Annotated in this window: 17 protein-coding genes, 1 tRNA gene and 1 rRNA gene; 9 read left to right on the forward strand and 10 right to left on the reverse strand. The window is 48.4% G+C overall.

All coding sequences use genetic code 11. The features are described from left to right. From OXH39_02095 to OXH39_02130, 8 genes are all read left to right on the forward strand, one after another. Positions 1-480: ribosomal RNA gene (locus tag OXH39_02095) — 16S ribosomal RNA — on the forward strand; the annotation flags it as partial. Between the two features lie 258 nt (positions 481-738). Next, positions 739-1,491 carry a hypothetical protein gene (locus OXH39_02100; protein MCY3549223.1) on the forward strand — a complete coding sequence of 251 codons (753 nt, stop codon included), beginning with the start codon at positions 739-741 and terminating at the stop codon, positions 1,489-1,491. 93 nt (positions 1,492-1,584) lie between these two features. Continuing rightward, positions 1,585-1,661: transfer RNA gene (locus OXH39_02105), tRNA-Ile, on the forward strand. 191 nt (positions 1,662-1,852) lie between these two features. Then, positions 1,853-3,880, forward strand: a complete 2,028-nt coding sequence (locus OXH39_02110; GenBank protein ID MCY3549224.1) for a WD40 repeat domain-containing protein — start codon at positions 1,853-1,855, stop codon at positions 3,878-3,880. A gap of 154 nt (positions 3,881-4,034) precedes the next feature. Beyond that, entirely contained in the window at positions 4,035-5,543 is a 1,509-nt protein-coding gene (locus OXH39_02115) for an ABC transporter permease subunit (GenBank protein ID MCY3549225.1), read from the forward strand. A 1-nt stretch (position 5,544) separates the two neighbouring features. Continuing rightward, a complete protein-coding gene (locus tag OXH39_02120; protein MCY3549226.1) occupies positions 5,545-6,963 on the forward strand; it encodes an ABC transporter permease subunit in 1,419 nt (472 codons plus the stop codon). 6 nt (positions 6,964-6,969) lie between these two features. Then, complete coding sequence (locus OXH39_02125; protein ID MCY3549227.1) at positions 6,970-8,463, forward strand: ABC transporter permease subunit; 1,494 nt, start codon at positions 6,970-6,972, stop codon at positions 8,461-8,463. 150 nt (positions 8,464-8,613) lie between these two features. After that, positions 8,614-10,014 (forward strand): ABC transporter permease subunit, encoded by a 1,401-nt coding sequence (locus OXH39_02130; protein ID MCY3549228.1) that lies wholly within the window; start codon positions 8,614-8,616, stop codon positions 10,012-10,014. Between the two features lie 48 nt (positions 10,015-10,062). Here OXH39_02130 and OXH39_02135 read toward each other — a convergent pair whose 3' ends face one another. From OXH39_02135 to murJ, 7 genes are all read right to left on the reverse strand, one after another. Continuing rightward, positions 10,063-11,556, reverse strand: a complete 1,494-nt coding sequence (locus OXH39_02135; GenBank protein MCY3549229.1) for a DUF1501 domain-containing protein — start codon at positions 11,554-11,556, stop codon at positions 10,063-10,065. A 54-nt stretch (positions 11,557-11,610) separates the two neighbouring features. Then, the gene (locus OXH39_02140) at positions 11,611-14,508 is read right to left on the reverse strand and encodes a DUF1549 domain-containing protein (protein MCY3549230.1); all 2,898 of its coding nucleotides are present in this window, start codon (positions 14,506-14,508) and stop codon (positions 11,611-11,613) included. A gap of 161 nt (positions 14,509-14,669) precedes the next feature. Beyond that, positions 14,670-15,305 carry a hypothetical protein gene (locus OXH39_02145; GenBank protein ID MCY3549231.1) on the reverse strand — a complete coding sequence of 212 codons (636 nt, stop codon included), beginning with the start codon at positions 15,303-15,305 and terminating at the stop codon, positions 14,670-14,672. An 87-nt stretch (positions 15,306-15,392) separates the two neighbouring features. Beyond that, on the reverse strand, positions 15,393-16,193 hold the full coding sequence (locus OXH39_02150) for a hypothetical protein (GenBank protein MCY3549232.1): 801 nt from the start codon (positions 16,191-16,193) through the stop codon (positions 15,393-15,395). Positions 16,194-16,301: 108 nt separating this feature from the next. After that, entirely contained in the window at positions 16,302-17,204 is a 903-nt protein-coding gene (gene ilvE / locus OXH39_02155; GenBank protein ID MCY3549233.1) for a branched-chain-amino-acid transaminase, read from the reverse strand. Between the two features lie 109 nt (positions 17,205-17,313). Continuing rightward, complete coding sequence (gene hisF, locus OXH39_02160) at positions 17,314-18,093, reverse strand: imidazole glycerol phosphate synthase subunit HisF (GenBank protein MCY3549234.1); 780 nt, start codon at positions 18,091-18,093, stop codon at positions 17,314-17,316. Between the two features lie 23 nt (positions 18,094-18,116). After that, entirely contained in the window at positions 18,117-19,760 is a 1,644-nt protein-coding gene (gene murJ, locus OXH39_02165) for a murein biosynthesis integral membrane protein MurJ (GenBank protein ID MCY3549235.1), read from the reverse strand. A gap of 168 nt (positions 19,761-19,928) precedes the next feature. On the opposite strand from murJ, the gene OXH39_02170 reads away from it, so the two are divergent. Next, positions 19,929-20,309, forward strand: coding sequence for a DUF2203 domain-containing protein (locus OXH39_02170; GenBank protein ID MCY3549236.1), 381 nt, complete (start codon positions 19,929-19,931; stop codon positions 20,307-20,309). Positions 20,310-20,340: 31 nt separating this feature from the next. Here OXH39_02170 and thiD read toward each other — a convergent pair whose 3' ends face one another. The 3 genes from thiD to rsmB are packed head-to-tail and all read right to left on the reverse strand — an operon-like array spanning position 20,341 to position 23,144. Next, entirely contained in the window at positions 20,341-21,123 is a 783-nt protein-coding gene (thiD, locus tag OXH39_02175) for a bifunctional hydroxymethylpyrimidine kinase/phosphomethylpyrimidine kinase (GenBank protein MCY3549237.1), read from the reverse strand. A gap of 21 nt (positions 21,124-21,144) precedes the next feature. Continuing rightward, entirely contained in the window at positions 21,145-21,762 is a 618-nt protein-coding gene (gene thiE, locus OXH39_02180; protein MCY3549238.1) for a thiamine phosphate synthase, read from the reverse strand. Further along, on the reverse strand, positions 21,759-23,144 hold the full coding sequence (gene rsmB, locus OXH39_02185; GenBank protein MCY3549239.1) for a 16S rRNA (cytosine(967)-C(5))-methyltransferase RsmB: 1,386 nt from the start codon (positions 23,142-23,144) through the stop codon (positions 21,759-21,761). Before rsmB ends, thiE begins: the two co-directional genes overlap by 4 nt. Positions 23,145-23,179: the final 35 nt, after the last annotated feature.

Raw genomic sequence — 23,179 nt, forward strand, 5'->3', positions numbered from 1 at the left:
GTCAGCTCGTGTCGTGAGATGTTGGGTTAAGTCCCGCAACGAGCGCAACCCCTGTTTTTAGTTGCCATCAGGTAATGCTGAGCACTCTAAAGAGACCGCTGGTGACGAGCCAGAGGAAGGTGGGGATGACGTCAAGTCCGCATGGCCCTTATGCCCTGGGCTGCACACGTGCTACAATGGTCGGTACAGAGGGATGCCAAACCGTGAGGTGGAGCAAATCCCAAAAAGCCGACCCCAGTTCGGATTGCAGTCTGCAACTCGACTGCATGAAGTTGGAATCGCTAGTAATCGCGGATCAGCATGCCGCGGTGAATACGTTCCCGGCCCTTGTACACACCGCCCGTCACGTCATGGGAGTTGGTAGCATTCGAAGCAGGTGACCCAACCTTCGGGAGGGAGCCTTCTAAAATGAAACCGATGACCGGGGCGAAGTCGTAACAAGGTAGCCGTAGGGGAACCTGCGGCTGGATCACCTCCTTTCTAAGGAGCATTAACATAAGGACTCTCACACAGTGCTTATGTTCACGCTCTGAATCTTACAAGACACGCACACAAACTATTTAACTTTCAAGGACCTTTCTCTTTAGGATACAGCAAGCCTTTTGCTATATTGACCAATCCGATTTTCCTTTATATTCTAAATTGTTCGCAAGAAGAGAATTTTAAGTCTTAATTCCTCTGTTTCCCAATTTTTCTTGTTAGTGCTTAATCTACTGACACAACCGAAGGAGAAATAAAGTGAAAACGAAGGTATTTGTCGTAACATTGCTTTTCTTAACGGCATTCGGCATCGTAAACGCTGAGATTCTTTTTGTCGATGACTTTGAACAGGATAGAATTGGCGAGGAGCCATCAAGATGGGAACACCTCAACTTTAACTCTGGCAACTCAAGAATCCTTATTGAAAAGGACCCTGCTGACCCCGGCAACAAAGCGGCTAAAACTACTGGTATTGGGCTTTACATCCCGATAGTTGATGGAAGAGAAAAGTGGCGGGATTATATTTGGGACTTTGACTGGATGTGGGAAAATGACAGTTTTGTCGGCACAATTTACAGAGTGGAAGGTGGACTTAAGGGTGCTGAATCTCATTTTCACGGCACTCGTCGCACTGGTGGAACGAATATTCAGATTTATACACGCAAAGCTGGTGCTTGGGCACTCCTTGGAACTGGGCAGTTTCCCAACGAGAACAACGTGTGGTATACCCATCGACTGGTTATGAAAGGCGGACAACATCAGATGTATCTAAGAAAACGGGAGAAAGAGTTACCGCCCGCGGATTGGCACCTTAAGGAAAAGCCTATTGTGGAAGTTGACAATGATACGTTTAAAACGGGACCTGTCGGAATGATGGGAATTACCGGCGGTGTCAGTTTTTTTGATAATATGGTTGTTGTCGAAAGTATCGCCGATATTGATAAGGTTCGTCCCGTCTCGCCTCGTCTTAAGTTAGCAACAACGTGGGGAGTCATCAAAACCAGATTTTAACAAATTAATTTGACAAACCTGTTTTTAGCGTGTATACTTAATAGTGCTTATTGGCAAACAAAAACGAAACTCCTTTTTTAAGGCGTTCCTCGTGGGCTTATAGCTCAGACGGTTAGAGCGCGCGCCTGATAAGCGCGAGGTCCCTGGTTCGACTCCAGGTAAGCCCACCATTTCCTACCATTCCCCACCGCTCTTTTACCAGTCCTTTGTAATCCTATTTTACCTATCCACGCGTTTATACCGCGCACCTACCAACGTATCTATTTCCATTTAATGGTCATCTATTAGGCGTGGCTTGCACGTCATTACAGAGAGAATGGAACACCCAAATCCATGGATTTATGCACAAGGAGCAGACAGAATGAATGAGAATGTTAACACGTGGGCGTTACCTGATGGAGCAATTGCTCGATTGGGACGCGGATATGTGGAAGATCTCGCGCTTTCGCCAGATAGGAAGACGCTGGTCGTTGCCACCTGTATCGGAGTATGGTTGTATGAACTCTCAACGATGACTCCGATCGATTTGTGGGAAACGGAGCGTGGGATGAGTTGCCGCCTCAATTTTTCTCCTAATGGCAAATGGCTTGCCATTGGCAACCGTGACCAGACCCTTAAGGTATGGGACGTTGATCAAGGGAAAAGCATTACCCGGATTGAAACTTCAAAAATTAGATTTAGATCGAGACTGAGCCGGGTTGTCTTTTCCAATGACAGTCAGTACATCGCCACTTCTGAGCCGCTTATCGGTATCGTTCATCTTTGGCATGCCGAAACAGGAGAGCAGATTGCCGAGTTCCAAGCCGACCCGAACATAACAGTCCGATGGCAAGGGGGTGTTCCGCGTCCTCTCTGCTTTTCTGATGATGGGCAGCTCCTTGCCTGTCCAACGCCCGCGGATAGTGAAGGCATCGCCGATTTCATCTCGGTGTGGCATGTAGAAACAGGTGAACAGATTGCTTCCCTGAGAGGACATACGGCACGGGTATATGCGCTTAACTTTTCGCCGTGTGGACAATACCTTGCCGCAGGTGATTTATCTGGTGGCACCTTGCGAGAGTGGGATGTTACCGCAGGTACCTGGATGGGGGAGTTGTCATATCCTGAATATCGGCGGATAACGCCGACTTACTCAGGGTCAGGAAGCCTTCTTGCTGCTGGTGTGCATCAATCCACGCTCACCGTCTGGGATGTGAAAACCGATGAGAAACTCAATACTTTTGATTCTCGTGGGGGCGTTGATGTTCTACGCTTTTTAACTGAGAAATCACCGTCTGGTGGGAGATTGAAACCAGCTCTGATTTTCGCAACTGAACGAGAGATCAAAGTGTGGGATACGGAGAATCCTCGCGCTGCCGCTTCGATTTCCAGAGAAGTTCACTATCCACACTTCGTGGCGTTTTTACCGGATGGGCAGACCTTGGTGAGCGTTGACTCTGCTGGGACGACCTGTTGGAATATTGCCGAGAAACGACGACAGCAATTGATTGCTCGTCCGAATACAGAAATTCGTTCCGTCTATATCTCACCAACGGGTAGTATCCGCGCTATCGGTAGCATTAAAAACAGACTCTTTGTATGGGATGTTGATGCCGACGAAACAATCGCGACCTTTGCTGGACATCAAGAATTCGTTCGGACCTTTGCCTTCGCCCCCGCGGGTGAGTCTTTTGCGAGTGGGGATGCAGACGGGGGATTATATGTATGGGATACACAAGGAAAACAAACGGCTTTGGTGGGACATACAGATTTAATTCGATCCTTAGCCTTTGATCCAGATGGAAAACGACTGGTAAGTGGTTCAGCCGACGGAACCGCTCGGATCTGGGATGTTGATTCTGGCGAAGAGATTGGTACACTTCCATTAACACCTTTTGATTTAACTTTAGAATCGGAAAACTATGTTGGGGATGCAGAGCAAAAACAGCGTAAACTTCGGTTGCAGCGTAACAGACACATCAGAGGAGACACAGCCTATCATCCTATCACACTGGAAGCGGTTGTTTTTTCACCATGTGGAAGTTTTATTGTTGGTGGAATGCACAACGAGATTCGGGTGTGGGATGCCACAAATTATGAACTCCTCATGGCGATACTTCCACCTCACGAATGTCGGCAGCCGTTTGCGCTAACATTTTCATCTTGTGGTCGATATTTCGCCTCTGGTTCTTGGTGGTATGCTGGAGAGAAAGCCCCTATCGAGTTGTGGAAAGTTGACACAGGGGAAAATATCCCCACTCTGAAAAAATTCGCCACACTTCCTGGTCATCCGACAGATGTTCAATGTCTCGCCTTTTCACCAGACGGCACGCTTTTGGCAAGTGCGAGTTTTGATGGCACCATTCTCTTATGGGATATGACCCCTTACCGGACATCGAACGCATGTTAATGAAGAAAAAGCGGAAGGTTGGGTTACAATATATTGGTGCTACCAATCGGTACTCTAAGGCTTGCTGGCGGGGTTTGAGACTTCGCTGGTGAAGGCGTTTTGCATTTGCTGAAAAAGCGGGGAACTGGTAAACTTGTAGAGGGTAAATTTCACGATGCTAACACTGATCCGTCGAGAACTTCTTGATAACTTAATGACATTTCGTTTTGCGGCAGCAGTTTTCATTATGCTGCTACTTGTTGTTGCGAATACTGTTGTGCTCATAGAGGACTATGAGCGACGGTTGTCTGGCCACAACGCCGCTGTCGAAATGCATCAACGGCAACTCCATGAGAAAAAAACCTATTCTTCAGGGCTAACAAGATTATACGTTGACCGTCCGCCTAACCCTCTAAGCATCTTCAATGTCGGGTTCGATAAGCAGCTCGGAAATCAGGTTCGGGTATCACACTCATTCGTTCCAACACTGTGGGATGCCCACATGCATGGATCTTCTAATCCATTTATGGATATGTTTGCTTCAATGGATATTATTTTTATCTTTGAAGTTATCCTGGGTCTGTTAGCACTACTTTTCGCGTACGATGCATTCGCGGGAGAATACGAAAATGGAACGTTGCGTTTAGTTTTGACGCATCCGGTTAGACGCGGTAATATATTGGTTGCGAAATACATCAGCGCAATGATTTGCCTAATTGTCCCGTTAGCGATAAGTTTACTCCTCTCGCTTATTTTACTAACGATATCCTCCTCCGTCTTTCTGAATACTGACAATTTTCTTCGCATTAGTGGTATTATTTTCACCTCTGTTGCGTATCTTTCCGTATTCTATCTCATTGGATTATTGATTTCGGCTGCGACGCGCCGAACGAGTACAGCGTTGATGTTCTCTATGTTCGTGTGGGGATTTTTGGTACTGGTGTACCCAAATGTGATTCTCACTGTGATCCCACAGCCCAAGGCTCCGCAGGCGCGCACGGCATCCGCTTTCAATCAAATAGAACAGATGTGGAACGAATTCGACAGAGAACGCAAACACTTCCTTGCCACCGACGATTTTCCAGGGGAAGATTGGGGTTATGAACTCAGAGGGTGGGGATCTCGTTCCGCCTTTTTATTAGGTAGTCGCCCCACACTCTTCTATCGATATCGTAGTATGATGAACTTCCAAGGGTTTGGTGAGGAAGATGAACCCAAGATCCCTCACGCACGGAAACATTTCCGCTACCTCGGTCCGAGAATTATTGATACAGCAGAAAAAACATGGCTCATACGAAAGCCGGCACTTGAAGACATTTTCGTTCGTCCAGCAGAGGTTGAGCGAATCTGGTTGAAGTTTTCGCCCGTAGGGGTATATGATGCCGCAACGCAAGCCTGGGCAGGTACGGACTTGCATGGTGTCAGAGATTTTTTCGACGCTGCAAGACAGTATAGACAGCAGGTAATTGACTATCTCTACGATAAAGAGGCATTCGGATCGCGACAGTGGTTTTCCTCAGACAAGGGGGCAGCGGATTGGAGCGACCTACCACAATTTGACTATCAAAGAGTTGATAGTAACACGAATGCAATGCGCGCACTGCCAAATGTATGTTTATTATTCATGATTAATATCATACTTTTCGTTGTAATATTTCTGATTTTCGTCAAAAGTGAGGTGTAGAATGGTTTGGGATATTGCAAAACGCGAACTCTACGATAACCTGAATAGCCTCCGCTTTGCGCTTGCAACAATGTTGCTGCTCGGATTAATGCTGACCAACGCGATTATACATCTCCGAGAACACCCGGCGCGGATACAGAAATATCGAGATACTGTTGCTGAACATCAAAATCGTTTAAAGTCTCATGCCGAGAACAGTTTATATGAACTTGCACGAAAGGGGCCTGTCGATCTCTCCAAAAAGCCGTCTCGACTCCATTTCTGTGCAGAGGGCGGTGAGGTGTTTTTATCAGAATATGTGGCGAGTAGGTATGGGCGCTGGGGTTGGGGGGACGGTGACTTAGAAAGTTTTTGGATGCTTGAGTATCCATCGGTTACCCCTAATTTACGGAATATCCGTCCAAATGTTACCAGAGTAGATTGGGGTTTTATCATCGGTTACGTCTTAAGCCTCGTCGCACTCCTGTTCACCTTCGACGCAATCTCAGGCGAACGCGAACGTGGCACCTTACGACTAATGTTGGCGAACGCTGTGCCAAGGCACACCGTGCTAATTGGCAAATTTTTGGGGGCATTGATAAGTATCAACATCCCGTTTACCATTGCTGTGTTGGTGAATCTATTCGTAATTTCTACATCGAGTGATGTCCATCTCGGTGCGGGAGAATGGAGCCGTTTGGGAATCATTTTTGGTGTCGCGCTCCTGTACACGTGTTTATTTCTGGCGTTAGGTTTGTTAGTATCGTCGCGTGTACAGCGGAGTGCAGTGAGTCTTGTGATACTCCTATTGGTTTGGGTCACACTTGTGGTTTTTATGCCGAGCACCCTCGCGTCTATCGCGGGTGGCTCTTCATCGCCCAGACCTACTTTTGGATTTTCGGAACGCTCCAGTCAACTTCACGATGAACTTGACAAGAAATATAGTGCTCGTATCCATGATGCCGGCGAGGATTCAACAAAAAGATTACAATTGTTAGGCGAGTTCGTTACCAAAGACGCGGAAGGGCAGGAACAACTGCACGAAGAACGCTTAAAGCAGCGGATTGCCCAAGTCAAAAAGGCGCGTGCTATCACCCGTTTTTCACCTGTTACGATTGTGCAGCACCTCCTTGAATCTTTCGCTGGCACAGGTTTTGAGCGACATCTGCAGTTCTTAGAGAACGCCAAATCTCATGCCCGACAGTTCCGGACATTTATCGTTGACACCGATAGAGAGGACCCAGATAGCCTTCATTTTTTAGGTGTTCGTGCAGGCATGTCAGGGAAACCTGTCAGTCCAGAAGCTGTTCCCAAATTTGAAGATACGCTCAGCCTGAGTCATGATTTTAACACAGCGGCGATGGATCTGCTGTTGCTAACGCTGTTTGTTATAGTGCTTCTATCGGGGGCGTATCTTGCGTTTGTGCGCGTTGAAGTGTGATACAAAATGCTTAAAACACTCATTCGTAGGGAACTGCTTGACAATCTAATGACTTTCCGTTTCGCAGCGGTATTGCTCATCACGCTGTTGCTCGTTGTTGCAAATACAGTCGTGCTTGTCCAAGATTACGAACAACGTTTGGAGAGTTACAATGATGCCGTCAAAATGCATCGTCAGGACCTACGCAATTCCAAAACCTATTCTACTGCATATCTGTTCGTTGACCGGGCACCGAATCCGTTGAGTATTTTCAATATCGGATTAGATAAACGTTTGGGAAACCTCATCGGTATCTATCACGGATTTATGCCGACACTCTGGGATGCCCAAATGCACGGCGCGGACAACCCGTTTATCGCTTTCTTTTCTTCAATTGATATTGTCTTTGTCTTTGAGGTTATCCTCAGCCTAATGGGGTTAATATTCGCTTACGATGCAATTGCGGGGGAACGTGAACGCGGCACGTTACGTCTCGTTCTCGCACAGCCTATTGGACGTGGGCAGATCTTACTTGCGAAATATATCAGTGCGATGGCGTGTCTGTTGGTTCCTTTGATATTGAGTCTGCTTTTTGCGTTGTTGTTCTTAACGCGTTCGATTCCGTTGTCAATCGCTGATTTTCTCCGCATCGCCGGGATTGTTTTTACATCGTTTGCGTACTTATCGCTGTTTTACCTCATTGGATTGCTGATTTCCGTAGCGACGCGTAGAACCGGCACTGCCCTCATGCTCGCGATGTTTGTATGGGGGTTTTTGGTACTCGTGTATCCGAATTTGATTCGGGTAACTGTTAATCCTGGAGGTGACATCCAAGCGCGTGTGAAGACTGCCCAGAACCAGATTCAACAGATTTTAGATACATACGAGCGGGAACGTCAAAAGTTCCTTGAAAAAGAGGGAATCGCTGGCGAGACATCGGAATTCAGCAAGGCGTTAGGATTTTATCACCAGGCGGATGTGGATCCAGTAACCCTGATGACTTATATTGAAAATATGAGTGTTATTTCAGAAATTCGTCCGGACTTTGAGAAGTACGTTCCCGTCGCTAAGCGGTATTACAATTTCGTTGAACCGTTGGTTACCCAAACAGTAGAAAAGGCGTGGCGCGTCCGCAAGCAGGCACTTGATGAAATTTACGTCCGACAAGCCACAACTGATAGGATATTGTTGAAACTCTCACCCGTAGGTATCTATGACGCTGCGACGCAGGCATGGGCAGGGACTGACCTATCTGGCCTCAGAGATTTTTTCGATACAGCGCGACGTTACCGAAAAGTTGTGATTGACTATCTCTACGCGAAAGATGCGATGTCGTCAAGAGAGTGGTTTATCGCCGATAAAGGTGCCGTCGATTGGAGCACACTCCCGCAGTTCACTTTTCAAAGAAGCGATGTTGGAACAAATGCAAAACGGGCACTACCGGACATGTTCCTACTGATGATCTGTAACCTCGTCCTGTTTATGTTGATAGTTCTTATTTTTATTAAAAGTGAGGTGTAGAATAGTTGTCAGTACGCTCACTGTGTTCGCTTTCAGTTATCGGTTATTAGTTAAACCTCCGGCAGTTCCGTAAGTTTTGAATGCCACAAACTCTTAACTGACAACTGAAAGCAGGCGCAGCCTGCGTACTGATGACTGACAACTAATAAGATGTGGCATATTGCAAAGCGTGAACTCTATGACAATCTGAATAGCCTCCGTTTCGCATTGGCGACGGTGTTGGTGTTAGCATTGATGCTGACCAACGCGATCCTGTATCTGCGCGAACACCCAGCGCGCGCACAAGCATATCACAACGCCGCTGCCAACGCTACAAAGACATTAGAAGCACGTAGCACCAGCTTATATCGCCTGGCAGCAGAAGGCCCCGGAGATTTACACAAAGCACCTTCACCCCTCCGTTTTTGTGCAGAAGGGGACGAAGCCTTTCTGCCTACACACGCCGGGGGCAGCAATTTCTTTCCTGCCATCGCCAATGTGAGACCTGTCTGGCGGATGATATACCCACAAGATACACCCCATCTGTTTAACATTCGTCCCGATTTTACAACACTCGATTGGGCGTTCATTGTCGGCTATGTACTGAGTTTCATCGCGCTTCTCTTCACCTTTGATTCAATTTCCGGCGAACTCGAACGCGGAACATTGCGATTGACATTGGCAAACCCTATCCCGCGGCACATTGTCTTGGTCGGCAAGTTTTTAGGCACCTTCATCAGTATTAATATTCCGTTCGCCGTTGCGGTATTGATGAACCTACTCCTGATTTCTACCTCAGACGCTGTACAACTCAACACCGAGGCGTGGGGACGTTTAGGCATCTTGTACGGTATCGTTATCCTCTATACATGTCTCTTTATCGCTTTGGGGCTTCTAATCTCCGCGGCAGTACGAGAGAGTGGTGTAAGTCTTGTCGTGCTGTTATTAATCTGGGTAAGTTTTGTGGTATTTGTACCGAATACGTTGGCATCTATCGGCAGTCGAACCTCGGTACCCATCGCATACATGGAGTTTTGGAGCCAGCGTATTCAACTCGGAAACGAGGCACGCGACGCATATCGGGATAAATATGGAGATTCACAGACACCGCCACCGGTGCACGTACTCGGCGAATATGTCACCACAGAAGCAGAAGCATACGAACGCTTCAACGAAACATATTTGAAGCAGCAGATTGAACAAGGGAAACGGGCGCGTGCGATAACTCGTATTTCACCGACAGCGATTACGCAACGCCTCTTTGAATCTTTTGCCGGAACGGGGTTTGAACGGCATCTGCAATTTATTGAGAATGTGCAGCGTTACGCCCGTCAGTACCGAGAATTCGTTATTGATACCGATAGAGCAGATCCAGAAAGTCTTCATGTCGTTGGGATTCAGGAGGGTATGTCGCAGAAGTCTGTCAGTCCAGAGGCGATTCCCAAATTTAAAGACACACTCAGCCTCAACCGTGATGTCAACACAGCGGCGACGGATCTACTGTTGTTGGTGTTGTTCCTTGGTGTGCTTATGTCGGGGGCGTACCTCGCCTTTGTCCGTCTTGAGATTTGAATAGGTGATGGGGAGTTATCTGTTTCCTAATTCCACTCATGTCCAGTTTCAACTCATCACCTGCCAAATTGGTTCCGCACCCTCAACACCTACAAGTTTCTGATCTAACCCGCTGTGGAAATAAGTGAGTCGATTCGGGTCAATTCCGAGTTGATGGAGGATTGTCGCGTGCAGATGCCTGACATGAAATGGATCTGTGACCGCCGCGCTACCGAGTTCGTCGGTCTCACCAACGCTGATACCGCCCTTGATCCCGCCGCCAGCCATCCACATTGTGAAGCCGTAAGAGTTATGGTCACGACCTGTCCCCTTGGCGTACTCTGCTGTCGGTTGTCGACCGAATTCACCGCCCCATACAACGAGTGTTTCGTCGAGTAGTCCGCGCTGTTTGAGGTCTTTCAGCAGCCCGGCAATCGGTTTATCAGTCGCTTTGGCGTGCTTGTTGTGGTTTTTCTCGATGTCGTTGTGTGCATCCCAATTATCGTCGCCATGGGCACCACCGGAGTAAAGCTGAATGAACCTAACACCACGCTCAACCAACCGTCTCGCTAAAAGGCATTTCGTGCCAAATTCCTCCGTCTCCTTTTCGTTGACCCCGTACAGTGCTTTAATATGTTCCGGTTCGCTTTTCAAATCGACTGCTTCCGGTGCGGTAGACTGCATCTTGTAGGCTAATTCGTAACTCGAAATTCGAGCGGCGAGATCAGTGTTGTCGGTGCGTTTGGAGAGATGGGTTGTGTTAAATTGGCGCAAATAGTCGAGGAGCCTGCGCTGTTCGCTTTCACTCACGTCACTCGGACGCTCCAGATTCAGTATCGGGGCACCTTCTGAACGGAAAACTGTGCCTTGATAAACAGCGGGCATATATCCGCTACTCCAGTTCTTAGCACCGCTGATGGGACCCCCCGTTCGGTCAAGCATTACAACGTATCCCGGAAGATTTTCGTTTTCACTGCCAAGCCCGTAATTCACCCAAGATCCGAGCGACGGGTGACCGCTCAACACGCGACCTGCGTTCATCATCAGCATCGCTGAACCGTGCAGTGGTGAGTCTGCAGTCATTGACTTGATAAAGGCGATGTCATCAACACAGGTTGCAAGATGCGGAAAGAGTCCTGAGACCCACTGTCCCGATTCGCCATGTTGTTTGAAATCCCACTTTGGGCTGACGATGCGTCCCTCCGATCTCTCACCGCCGCGTCCTTTCGTTTTGACTTGAACGGTCTTGTCGTTGAGTTTGGACAGCGTCGGTTTGTAGTCGAAGGTGTCAACATGGCTTGGACCGCCATACATGAACAGGAAAATCACGCGTTTTGCCTTCGGCGTGAAGTGTGACGGTTTTGGCGTGAGTGGATTGAGATAGGGCGTTACACCGTCTGCCGCGACGGCTTGTGAATCGAGAAAACCGTCAGCGGATAGAAGTCCGGTCAGTGCAAGCGATGCGAAACCACCGGCAATATTACCGATAAATTCCCGACGGGTTTGACCACAGAAATCCCCTTTTGAATTTGTTTTTCTCTTGGTCTTAGGTAGATTGTCCATTACCGTATCTCCAATTTTAGTGTTTCTATTTTGTAGAAACGAAAACGGGTTGTATCAATCCAAAAAGATAAATTCATTTAGATTCAACGCCAATAACGCAAATCGGTCCAGTGCAACCTCTGGACTCACGCCTTCATGTTGTTGAAGTTCTTGCATGAGGGTTAATGCCTGTTGCACTTCGGATGACTCAGGTTCACGGCACAGCACAAGCCGAAGTCCAAATCGCACGCGGTCTTCGACTGCCACACCACCTTCCCACCGCATTCTATTGGCGAAAGCGAGTGCTTGGTCGTTGATAAACTTCCCGTTGAGCATTGTCAGCGATTGGGTTGGCACCGTTGTCGAAAAACGGACTGGACAGGTCGAATCGGTGTTTGCCTGATCGAATTGGTTCAGGATTGGGACGAGCAACGAGCGTTTAACCTTTACGTAAACGCTTCGGCGGTTTGCCTCATCCGGTGGTGATTGCCCCCAAACACTCCTCGGTCTTGAGGATGTCGCCAACACTTCTTTCGGTAGTTCAGGGAAAATACTCGGTCCTCCCATTTTAAGGTTCAGTTTTCCAGTGATCCAGAGTACTGTATCCCGAATCTCTTCTGCAGTCAAGCGACGCATGTCGAATCGCCAAAAGAGGTCATTGTTTGCGTCTTGTTGAATACATCTCGCATTGCTCTGTGCTGACATCCGATACGCGTTTGAGGTCATTATCAGTTTGTGCATCGCTTTTAACCGCCAACCGGTCGCGATGAATTCAGATGCCAGCCAGTCGAGAAGTTCGGGATGTGTCGGCGATGTGCCGAGTTGTCCAAAATCGTTCGTTGATTGGACAATGCCACGTCCGAAGTGGTGTTGCCAGATACGATTGACCATCACGCGTGCTGTTAGTGGGTTCTCAGCATTCGTCACCCACTCCGCGAGGATACGCCGTTTCCCAGATGACTTTGCGTCCTCTGGAACAGGCGGTATGTCTACAATAGGCGGATTCAACACTTCGGGAAATGCCGGTTTAACCTCGCGTCCGACAAGGTGCGGGTTACCACGTCGCAAGATGTGCGTCGGTGTCTGCTTACTCTCTGAAACCGACAGCGCCTGATGATCGTAAGGCACGCGCTGTCGCCGCCGCTGATCTCGCTGTTTTTTCAACTCCCTCTGTTGATCTACTAACGCCTTCAACGATTCGTTCGTTTCGATAAGTTCCGCATGTGTTTTTAGCAACTCATCAAAATTGACTGTAGCATTTGTTGAGAGTGGCTGTTTCTCAAAACTCGACCCTGACCACGAAACAGTCAGTTGCGGTTTATCGATATCTTTGTTGAAGTATTCAAGACGAATCGACACCTCACCATTCGTGAGCGCAACTTCGACATCTCGTTCACCGATCAATTCGGCGACTCTATAACCATTGAGAATCAATCTACAGGTGCCTTGCAGATCAATATGGAATGTATAAGTCGCCTCTTCTGGTACCTGTAACGTTCCTTCAAAAACCAAGCAGATGTCTTTCTTTCTACTGGCGGGTGCGAGTGAGAATAGATTGCTAAACAATCTCCCTTCGGCAGTAGGTTCACGGAGATCAAAATTATCAGGAAACTGCTCAAAGGTGTCTCGATAGAAGCGATATGTCAAATCACGCATCGGGGACACTGGCGCATCAGGTACTATCTCCTCTGAAATATTTTTAGCGAGTTCGATTTTGATGATTTCTTGTATCTCGAAGAGTTTGTCCTGTGCTTCTTGTTCTGCGAGTCGCTTTTCAGCGAGTTGTTTATCTCGCACTGCTTGCTGCTCCGGCGTGCCAATATCGGCAAGAGGACCGCGGTTGTTGGGCGTAATATCATGGAAAAACGCGAGTAGACTATAGTAATCCCGCGTGGAAATCGGGTCGATTTTATGGTCGTGGCATCGGGCACAACCGACTGTCATACCGAGCATCACTTGTCCTGTTGTTGAGACAATATCGTCAAGATAATCATACCGCGCGAGTTTCCGATCAGCAGGACTATCGTCCCAAACACCAAGTCGGTGATACCCAGTCGCAATGATGGTCTCTGTGGTTACGGTATCAAGTTCATCACCTGCCAGTTGTTCCTTGATGAATTGATCGTACGGTTTGTCTTTGTTGAAGGCGTTGACAACGTAATCACGGTATCGCCATATATAGGGCTTGTCTGAATCGTTTTCATAGCCATTGGTTTCGGCATAACGGACAAGGTCGAGCCAGTGCCGTCCCCACTTTTCACCGTAGCGTGGCGACTTCAGGAGTTTATCAATGAGTTTTTCATAAGCGTCTGGGGATGTGTTGTTCAGGAACGCTTCCACTGCTTCTGGCGAGGGCGGTAATCCTGTGAGGTCGTAGTATACCCGACGGATCAGTGTCAGTTTGCTGGCGGGTGCGGCGGGGGTTAAATCGTGTGCTTCGAGCTTTGCGAGAATAAACGCGTCGATCGGATTGTTGACCCAATCGGATGCATTCACTGACGGCACTTGGGGTCGTTTCAGCGGACGATATGCCCAATAATCCGATGCAGTTTTAGATTTGGGTTGGACGTTGGTATTTTGAATCGGATAAGGGAGTCCTATGTTGATCCATTTCGCCAGAATCTCAAGAGAGGTGTCATCTAACCTCCCATCAGGGGGCATCTGTGCTGTTTCTTGACCGTAACCGACCATCTCAAGTAGGAAACTATCGGCAGGGCTTTCAAGCGACACCGCAGCACCATAATCTCCGCCTTCCAGAATCTTTTCCCGACTCGTCAGTTGGAGTCCGCCCTCTACTTCAGCTCCACCACCGTGGCATTGGAAACAGTTCTGCTGGAGAATAGGCTTTACTTGAGAATTAAAAAATTCTACCTTCTCTGCATCACTCGGATGATCTGCATAACCGGTATTGAAGGAAGCCAGTAGGCACAGAAAAACAGTGGCAAGGAAATAGGAACGGTGAGGATGTCGCATGGTTTCCTCCATTCAAAGACAGTGCTTTGAAACGCTTTGTGCGATCGAAAATCCTTTGAACCTTAATATTTTGCCATCAATTCTTAGGAAATTAATTGCCTATTTGACGAAAATTCGATTTAAGGGTTTAGTGCGGTGTTAGATTGCTTGACCCAACTACCCTACGACGATGCTTCTCTTGTTTCCGCTGGCACGACGGAAACGCGTACAATAAAAGTGTTGGTACTTCCCTTCTCGCAAAACCAATTACCCGTTGCCCCTAACTTGAACTGTTGTCCGTGTGGGAATCGGTAAATCATTTGTCCGGTGACCCTGGGCGGAATGTCCCATACTGAAGCCAGTGCGTCGTTCGGAAATCCCTCTGTCGGCAGTTCAACGTCAGCGTCATACAAATCGAACGAACCTGTCGCCTCACCTTCGCCTACCTCTATATCAATGATAAGGGTTCCACCCTGTTCAAATGACGTAGCATCAATCTCAATGGGTGTATAGTTCTGATAGCCGGCTCCGGGCGCGCGGAAGGTGTTTGAAACTTCCATCAACTGCTGACGCAAACTGGGATCGTCTGATTCCAGTGAGGGCTTCTCTTCCAACGCGTATGCTAATAGTGTGAGATATCCTTGCGCTCGATTGTTGTGAGGGAATTTGCTATCTGGTTGGTGCATAATGACTGTGGCTTCAGGATTCAGGATCTGAATGTCCACTGGATAGGCGTAATAATCTTTGAGGGACGTAGCGAAAAGACTGACGCGTTCCCCTTTTGAACCCTCTATAAGTTCTGGCAAATCACGCGGCATTACCCAAGTATTTACAAAATTCTCGTTGAGCGTTTTTATGACTTCTGAATTCGAGAGCGGACCCGCTCTCAAGTTTTTACCGTTCGCTCAGCAGGATTCATCGTCTAAAGGACCCCAAGCAAGGACTGCATGAATCGGACGCTGTGTCGTCTCGGATTCCGCGACTGCTTCTTCAAGGGGTAGCCAGTTAATTTCAGCGAATTTGTAAAACTTCAATTCCAATCTTTTACGTGCTGCTTCGACCGTGATGGAATTTTCCCACTCAATGTCATCCCGCGCTTTTGTCGAAGTGGCAAGAAGTTCCATGCGCGGCACGAAGACCATATCAGCATGCCCAAAGTCATTGATGTCTACATTGCTATTGCGCGGCGGAAGCGCGAGCGAAAAGTCGCAAATAGTGCCTGTCTTCAAGTTAATGCGTAATCGTCCTGCAAACTGTGATGGAATAAAACGGGCTTCGTCTATCAAATGCTCGTGAGTGCCAGGTTTCCATCCGGGTTTGTGGCGGGTTGCCAAAGTAAATTCCGCATGAATTCGGAACGTGATGTCTGCATAATCCGGCGAAAGTGCGCGTAAACAGGCGAAAGTTCCTTTCTGCCCGTGCCGTAACTTTCCTGTAGCCCCCGGGTGAAATTGGGAAAGAAACGGGATAACGCTATCCATATCCAGTTCCCATACGTCCCCTACCGTCACATTTGACGATGGGAGAAAGGCGTTGAAAGCCTCTCCGTTATATTCTCTGGTAGGTTCGTTTGGTGACAGATCAAAGAGCTCAGCGTTTTCTGGTAATTTTTTGTGTAAATCGTAAGTCGCATCGGCAATTGGGTCCCAATGTGCATGTATTTCTAAGGGAGCTGAATTCTTCAAAACATTATTCAGATCTATCATTCGTTGTCCTCCATTGTATAACTCATCTATACACGTTCTTGGATGCACTTTTTGCCACTGTTGGGACAATGGGCAACCCATATTCCCGTATAAATTGTCAAACTGCATCTACGGTAAAGGTTCGCCTTCGTTGGTAGTCCGTTCTGCATAAAGTTCCTGTAACCGAGTCGTTACGGGACCGATGTCTTCGTCGCCAATTTTTCTGCCATCAACCTCTAAGACCGGACTTAGTTCACCCACAGTGCCGGTCGTAAAGACCTCGTCCGCTGTGTAAATCTCGGTCAATGAGACATTTCGTTCTGTTAGTGGGATACCTGCCTCACGAGCAATGCTGATGACAGTGCCCCGCGTAATTCCGGGTAGGCAGCTATCGGCATGTGGTGTCAGCACATGCCCGCGCTTTATAGCAAAGATGTTTGTTGCGTTCGTTTCTGAAACGTATCCGTGAATGTCGAGCATAATCGCATCGTCCACGCCAGCGACATTCGCCTCAATCTTGGCGAGGATGTTATTGATTAGGTTGTTGTGATGAATCTTGGAGTCAACACACTGCGGTGGATTCCGTCGGATTGCTGAGGTAATTAAACGGATGCCACTCTTTGAATAGATAGGCGGTTTCCACTCTGCAAGCACAATTAAGGTGGTCCCGTACTGATTGACGCGTGCGTCCATGCTGGAGGTAACCTTTTTCCCGCGACTGAGCGTTAGGCGGATATGAACGCCGTCTCGCATACCGTTGGCTTCAAGCGTCTCAAAGATCGCTTTCTTGACCTCGTCGCGCGTTGGGATGTTTGCGAATGCCATGGCGTGCGCAGAATCCATGAGCCGATCCAGATGTTCATCCAGCGCGAAGATTTTTCCGTTATAGATACGCAAGCCTTCCCATACACCGTCCCCGCCTTGAACGAGGCTATCGAACACGGAGATCTTCGCGTCTTCGCGGGGTAGGAGTTCACCGTTAACGTGGATTAAAATGTTTTCATTTCTTGAATCAGGTAATTGTGGTTTCATATTTCCTCCATAAATTGGCTCTCGGCTGTCGGCTTTCAGCCGTCAGTAACAAGAGGTTTCTGATTAACAGAAAAACCTCTTTGCTGACTGCTGATGGCTGACGGCTATTCTACCATGTATCACGGACGCTCACACCTTCATCCGTTAGATAGGTTTTGATGCTCTCAATCGTGAATTCGCCGTAGTGTGTGATAGAGGCGACAATCGCGGCATCGGCATTGCTTTCGACGAAAACATCCCGCAGGTGCTGTGGGTTTCCTGCCCCCCCAGAGGCGATTACTGGCACCGGCACCAACTCGGCGATTGCACCTGTCAATTCGAGCTCATATCCGGCTTTCGTGCCATCTGCATCGATGCTATTGACGACAATTTCGCCTGCGCCCAAATCCACACCTCGTGCTGACCACTCCAGTGCATCCCAACCGACGGGTGTTCTCCCACCGTCTATGTAAATTTCATAACCGCTTGGGATCTGCTCACTTTTCGGAACTCGCTTTACCTGCATGCTCAACACGACACACTGGCTACCGAACGCTCGTGCGCCTTCCGCTATGATCTCAGGATTCCGCACGGCACCGGAATCTATACTCACCTTCTCAGCACCCGCGAGTAGAACACGACGCATGTCTTCAAGCGTCCGCAACCCACCCCCGACGGAAAAGGGGATAAAGATTTCAGCGGCAACAGCAGAGACGACATCAATCATAATATCGCGCCGTTCATTGCTTGCTGTGATGTCGTAGAAAACAAGTTCATCGGCACCGCCTTCGTAATAAAACCGCGCCATCTCAACTGGGTCGCCGACATCGACATTGCCTTGAAAAGCGATGCCTTTGGTGACCTTTCCGGCACGCACGTCTAAACATGGGATTATCCGTTTCGTTAGCAAAGTAGCCTCCTATGAAAAACGGGTTAGTTTTCAAATCGCTGTTTGAATATATTTAAAATATCGTCGAATTCGGTGACCTTCAGAAGTTTGTACATCCCCGCGAGTATGAACAGACTCAATCCGATTGGTGCAAATACCCCAACAGCGCGTGGAATGATGCCTACTGTGCCGAGCCAATCAATTTCAATGACTCCGTTGGTCAACCAGCAGACAAACCCCATCACTGCTGAGGCAATCAAGATTTTGAGCGTTAGCGAGACAACCGAGCGCAACCCTAATCTTCCAACCTTGCGGCGGAGCAATAACAGTAAAACGGCACAATTTAGTGTTACGGTCAGGACCGTTGAGAATACCACAGCGCGTGGGTCCAAGAAGAGTCCGCGATAGATAAACAGATAGTTGAGGCAGATGTTGAGCACAACGGCACAAATGCTGACAATGACGGGCGCGCGAATATCTTTGTGGGCGTAGAACCCATCTGTAACAATCTTGAGGGTTGAAAATCCGCATAGACCAAACGCATAGACAAATAGGAGTCCCGCCGTTTCGATTGTGTCCTCTTCGAGAGTTGCCCCCCATTCGTAAAGCAAACGGCAGATCGGTTCTGACAGGACCATGAGTCCGATGCCAGCGGGAATTGTTGAGACAAGCATTAGACGGAGGGCATAAGAGAGGGCGTTCTGAAAATTTTCTGTTTCTCCGGCTGCTACGAGTTTCGCGAGTTGTGGCAGTGCCACCGTTGAAATCGCAACACCGAATATCCCGATAGGGAGATGCATAACGCGATACGCTCTGGTAATCCACGTCAACCATCCGGAATCTGAGGTAATAAAGAACGTGTTCGTCAGTAGATTCACCTGCACCGCCGCGACTCCTAACACAGCGGGCCCAATTAAATGCATAACTTGAAGCACTCTCGGATCTCGCAGACTCAATAATGGACGGTACCGATAGCCGACGCGATACATAGACGGCACCTGAATTAGGAATTGAGCGATGCCGCCGACAATTACACCGATAGCCATGCCCGTTACGGGGTGAATCTCTACCAGTGGAAACAAATAGTAACCGCCTATGCCAACAGCAACGGAGCTCACGTTAAAGAAGGTGGACGCACATGCTGGAATACCGAACCGTCCCTTGCTGTTCAATAATCCCATAGCGATTGCCGCAAATGACACAAAGAGTAGATACGGAAACATCAACTGCGTGAGATAAATTGCCAGTTCAATTTTGCTGTCAAATCCGAAGTGTTCGATATTGTCTAAATTCCTATCGAAATTGTCTCGTGCCAACACATCGACGACAACGGGGGCGAAAATGATGCCGAGTACTATGATACCGATTAGGACAAGGAATGCCAGATTAAAGATGCGGTTCGTAAGATTCCACGCTGCTTCTTCACCGTCTTCGGCTTCTGTTGCGAGGAATGTGGTGATGAACGCCTTGCTCAAGATGCCTTCGCCGAACATATCGCGTAGGAAGTTCGGTATACGGAACGCAAGGTAGAACGGGTCGGCACTTGTTTTTGAAGGGAAGTAGTAACCTATCGCCGTTTCGCGGGCGAGGCCCAATAATCTGGACACCATCACAGCAATGCTGACGACTCCGACTGCACGGGGGACGTTCTGATTCTGTTGCGCTGTGGATTTCGTTTCATTTTCCATTTTTTTAAATGGTTATCAGTTTTCAGTTAAGATAGTTATCGGCTGACGGCTATGACCTTGATAAAAACAATTAGGCTGTCTTTACGCTATGCGACTTTTAAACTTGCTTGACATTTCGCATAAATTTGTGTAAATTTAGAGAAACAATAGCAGAAAGGAGGACTTAAGATGCAAGAAAAGCGATATTTTACGGTTGAAGAAGCCAACCAATGTATCCCTGAATTAGTTGATGAGATTTCACAGTTAAGAGCCATAAGAAACCTGCTTGCAGGACTACACGCAGAAATCACGCCACTCTTGGAGGTGGTCTCTTCTAACGGTGGTAGTAAGCACACTCCCGCGCTCCTTAAAGCAACTGCCGACTTTGAGGAAATTTTAGAACGGATTGCGGCGCGCGGCTGCCATCTGAAAGGGCTTGACCCCGGATTAGTCGATTTCCCCCACCTCCGTGACGGTAGGGAGGTCTATCTCTGTTGGCGGATCAATGAAAATAAGATCCGCTACTGGCATGAAATTGAGGACGGATTTGAGGGACGACAACCGTTGTAATCCTGTAGGAGGGGTTTCCAACCTCGATTCCTTACATTCTAAAAAAATGGTTCGTCGGTCCGTGTCCATGTCCAATGTCCAAGGCGTGCTGAATGGCACCGGTAATATACGCCTTTGCGATCCTAACAGCATCAATTAAATCCTTGTCGTGTGCCAGCTGCGTCGCTATAGCCGCCGAGTAAGTGCAACCTGTGCCGTGTGTGTTTTCTGTCTCAACGCGTTCCGCTTCAAAAAGAGACCATTCACCGTTGCAATAAAGCACATCGGTTGCGTTTTCTCCGGTAAGGTGTCCACCTTTGACGAGGACGGCGTGACAACCGAGTCCAGCAATTGTTTCTGCGGCACTTTTTGCGTCATCTATGTTTCGGATATCCTGCTGTGCGAGCAACTCCGCCTCATAGACGTTAGGTGTAATCACCGTCGCAAGTGGAATCAACGCCGTTTTGAGGCTATCAATCGCCTCGTCTTTCAACAGTGGGAATTTGCTCTTGGAGATCATCACCGGATCGATGACGATGGCAGGCGGTGTATATTCTCTCAACTTCCCAGCAACCGCTTCAACAATCGCCGACGAGGAGAGCATTCCTGTTTTGACGCTGGCTACATCGAAGTCTGTGAAGACTGCATCCAACTGTGCTTCAATTAGCGAAATAGGTAAATCGAATGCGTCGGTTACTGCCACCGTATTCTGTGCCGTAACAGAGGTAATCGCGGACGTAGCAAAGCCGCCATTTGCGGAAATCGCCTTGATATCCGCTTGTATGCCAGCCCCGCCACCTGAATCTGAACCTGCAATCGTTAAAATCTGTTTCATGTTTTTAGTATGTAAGCGTGCTTAACGCAAAGTATCAAGATAGCGTCTCGCCTGTTTTTTAGCGTTTGTGGAACCCATAACGCCTGACATTACAGCGACACCGAAAGCCCCCACGGCTAAACATTCCGTAACCCGTGCTGGTGTAACTCCACCTAACGCGAAGACAGGCAGTTTAACATTTTCTACCACCTTCGCGAGTCCTTCTACACCGACCGTGGGACCATATCCTGGTTTGCTCGCTGTGGGATAGATCGGACTATAAGTAACGAAATCTGCACCTTCCGCTTCCCATTTTTGTGCTGCATCAAGGCTATGCACCGAGCATCCGATATGGAAATCATCTGTAGTTTGTGCTTTTATTTTCTCTACAGGTGCTGCGTTCGCTGGCAGATGAACCCCTGCCGCACCTACATCGTGTGCAATCTGTGCGTTCGTGTTTATGAAAAGTTTCGCCTCGTAATTTCGACACACCTCGGCGATCGGTTGTGCCAATTGAAGTAACTCGGTATCGTCTAAGTCCTTTTCGCGCAATTGAATAGCGGTGACACCGGCATCTAACAATTCAGAAACGACATCCACTAACGGAGTAGGTGCACATTGGTGTCTGTCTGTGATGGCGTACAACCTGAAGTCTATCATTTTGCCGGGATCCGTCGGAGGCGTGCCGCGAACGCACCATCAATGCTGTGTTCATGTGGAAATGTTTGGACGAAACCTTGTGGTGTTATGATACTTGGTGGAACATCGGGCAAAAAACTTCGAGCATTTTCCACTCGATACATCGGAAAATCTGTCAAAAACCGCTGGATGATGTCCTCATTTTCTATCGGTTCTATACTGCAAGTACTGTAGACGAGAATGCCACCCGGTTTGATGTGTTGTGCCGCGTTCTTCAAGAGACTATATTGCATCTCACTGAGAGCCTGAACCTGCTTGGCGGTTTTGTTCCATCGGATGTCGGGATGTCGCCGAAGGGTTCCAAACCCTGAGCACGGTGCGTCGATAAGGACAGCGTCTGCGGTTTCGATAAAGCTGAGATCGGCTTTTGTCGCGTCCATCATTCGGGTCTCAACGTTGCGCGCATTGACACGTTGACAGTTCTTTTGCAAGCGTGCTATTTTTTTCTCCGACACATCCACGGCGATAATTTTTCCCGCATTACGCATGAGATGCGCGAGGTGTGTCGTCTTACCACCCGGTGCAGCACATACATCCACTATGAATTCCGATGTCTCCGGTGAGAGCAGCGGTGCCATTAACATCGCACTCTCGTCTTGAACATAGATGTCCTCTCGGTTGAGAATATCCTTTAATGTCTGTTCGTTGGTAGTATCAAAAGCGGTGATGGCACGGTTTTCGAGCGTTATTCCGTCGGGTGCGATTTTGGAAGCGGTTGCGGCAATACCGTTCATCTCTAACGATTGACAAACTTCTTCACGTTGTGTCAGGCGGGTATTCACGCGGAGTGAAAGCGGTGCGATTTGATTGCTCGCGCGACAGAATGCCAACGTCCACGAAACGCCGCGCGTCTGGAGCCATCGCTCCACCACCCACGTCGGATAGGACAACGAAAACGCAATGTGTTCGGTCGGATTTTCATCGAGCGATGGATAGGTTAATGTTGTGCCTTCGCGTTGCACAGAACGGAGTACTGCGTTGATGAATCCCGCTGCCTTCCGTCTATTGGAGGATTTGCGTGGATGAGGTGTCGCGAGTTGGACGGTTTCAAAGATCGCTGCGTGTGCAGGGATCCCATCGAGATGTAACAGTTGGAACGCGCCGAGTCGCAAGATATTGCGATGCCGCGCGTCTAATTGAAATCGAGGATTGATAAACTGGTCCAGCACCCAGTCCAGCTGCTTCTGCCATCGGGTAACGCCGTAGACAAGCCCGTTTACCAATCGACGTTCGCGTCCTTCGATAGAGTAGCGTCCAAATGCCCTGTCAACGACAGATGCTATGGGTGTACTGCTGTGCGAAAGGGTGAGTAAGCACTCTAAGGCGACTGTGCGTGCGTTCATAATTCACGATAACGCGAGATTTCACCATTCACGGT

This window comes from Candidatus Poribacteria bacterium, from assembly GCA_026702755.1.
In the GTDB taxonomy this organism is placed as follows: Bacteria; Poribacteria; WGA-4E; order WGA-4E; family WGA-3G; genus WGA-3G.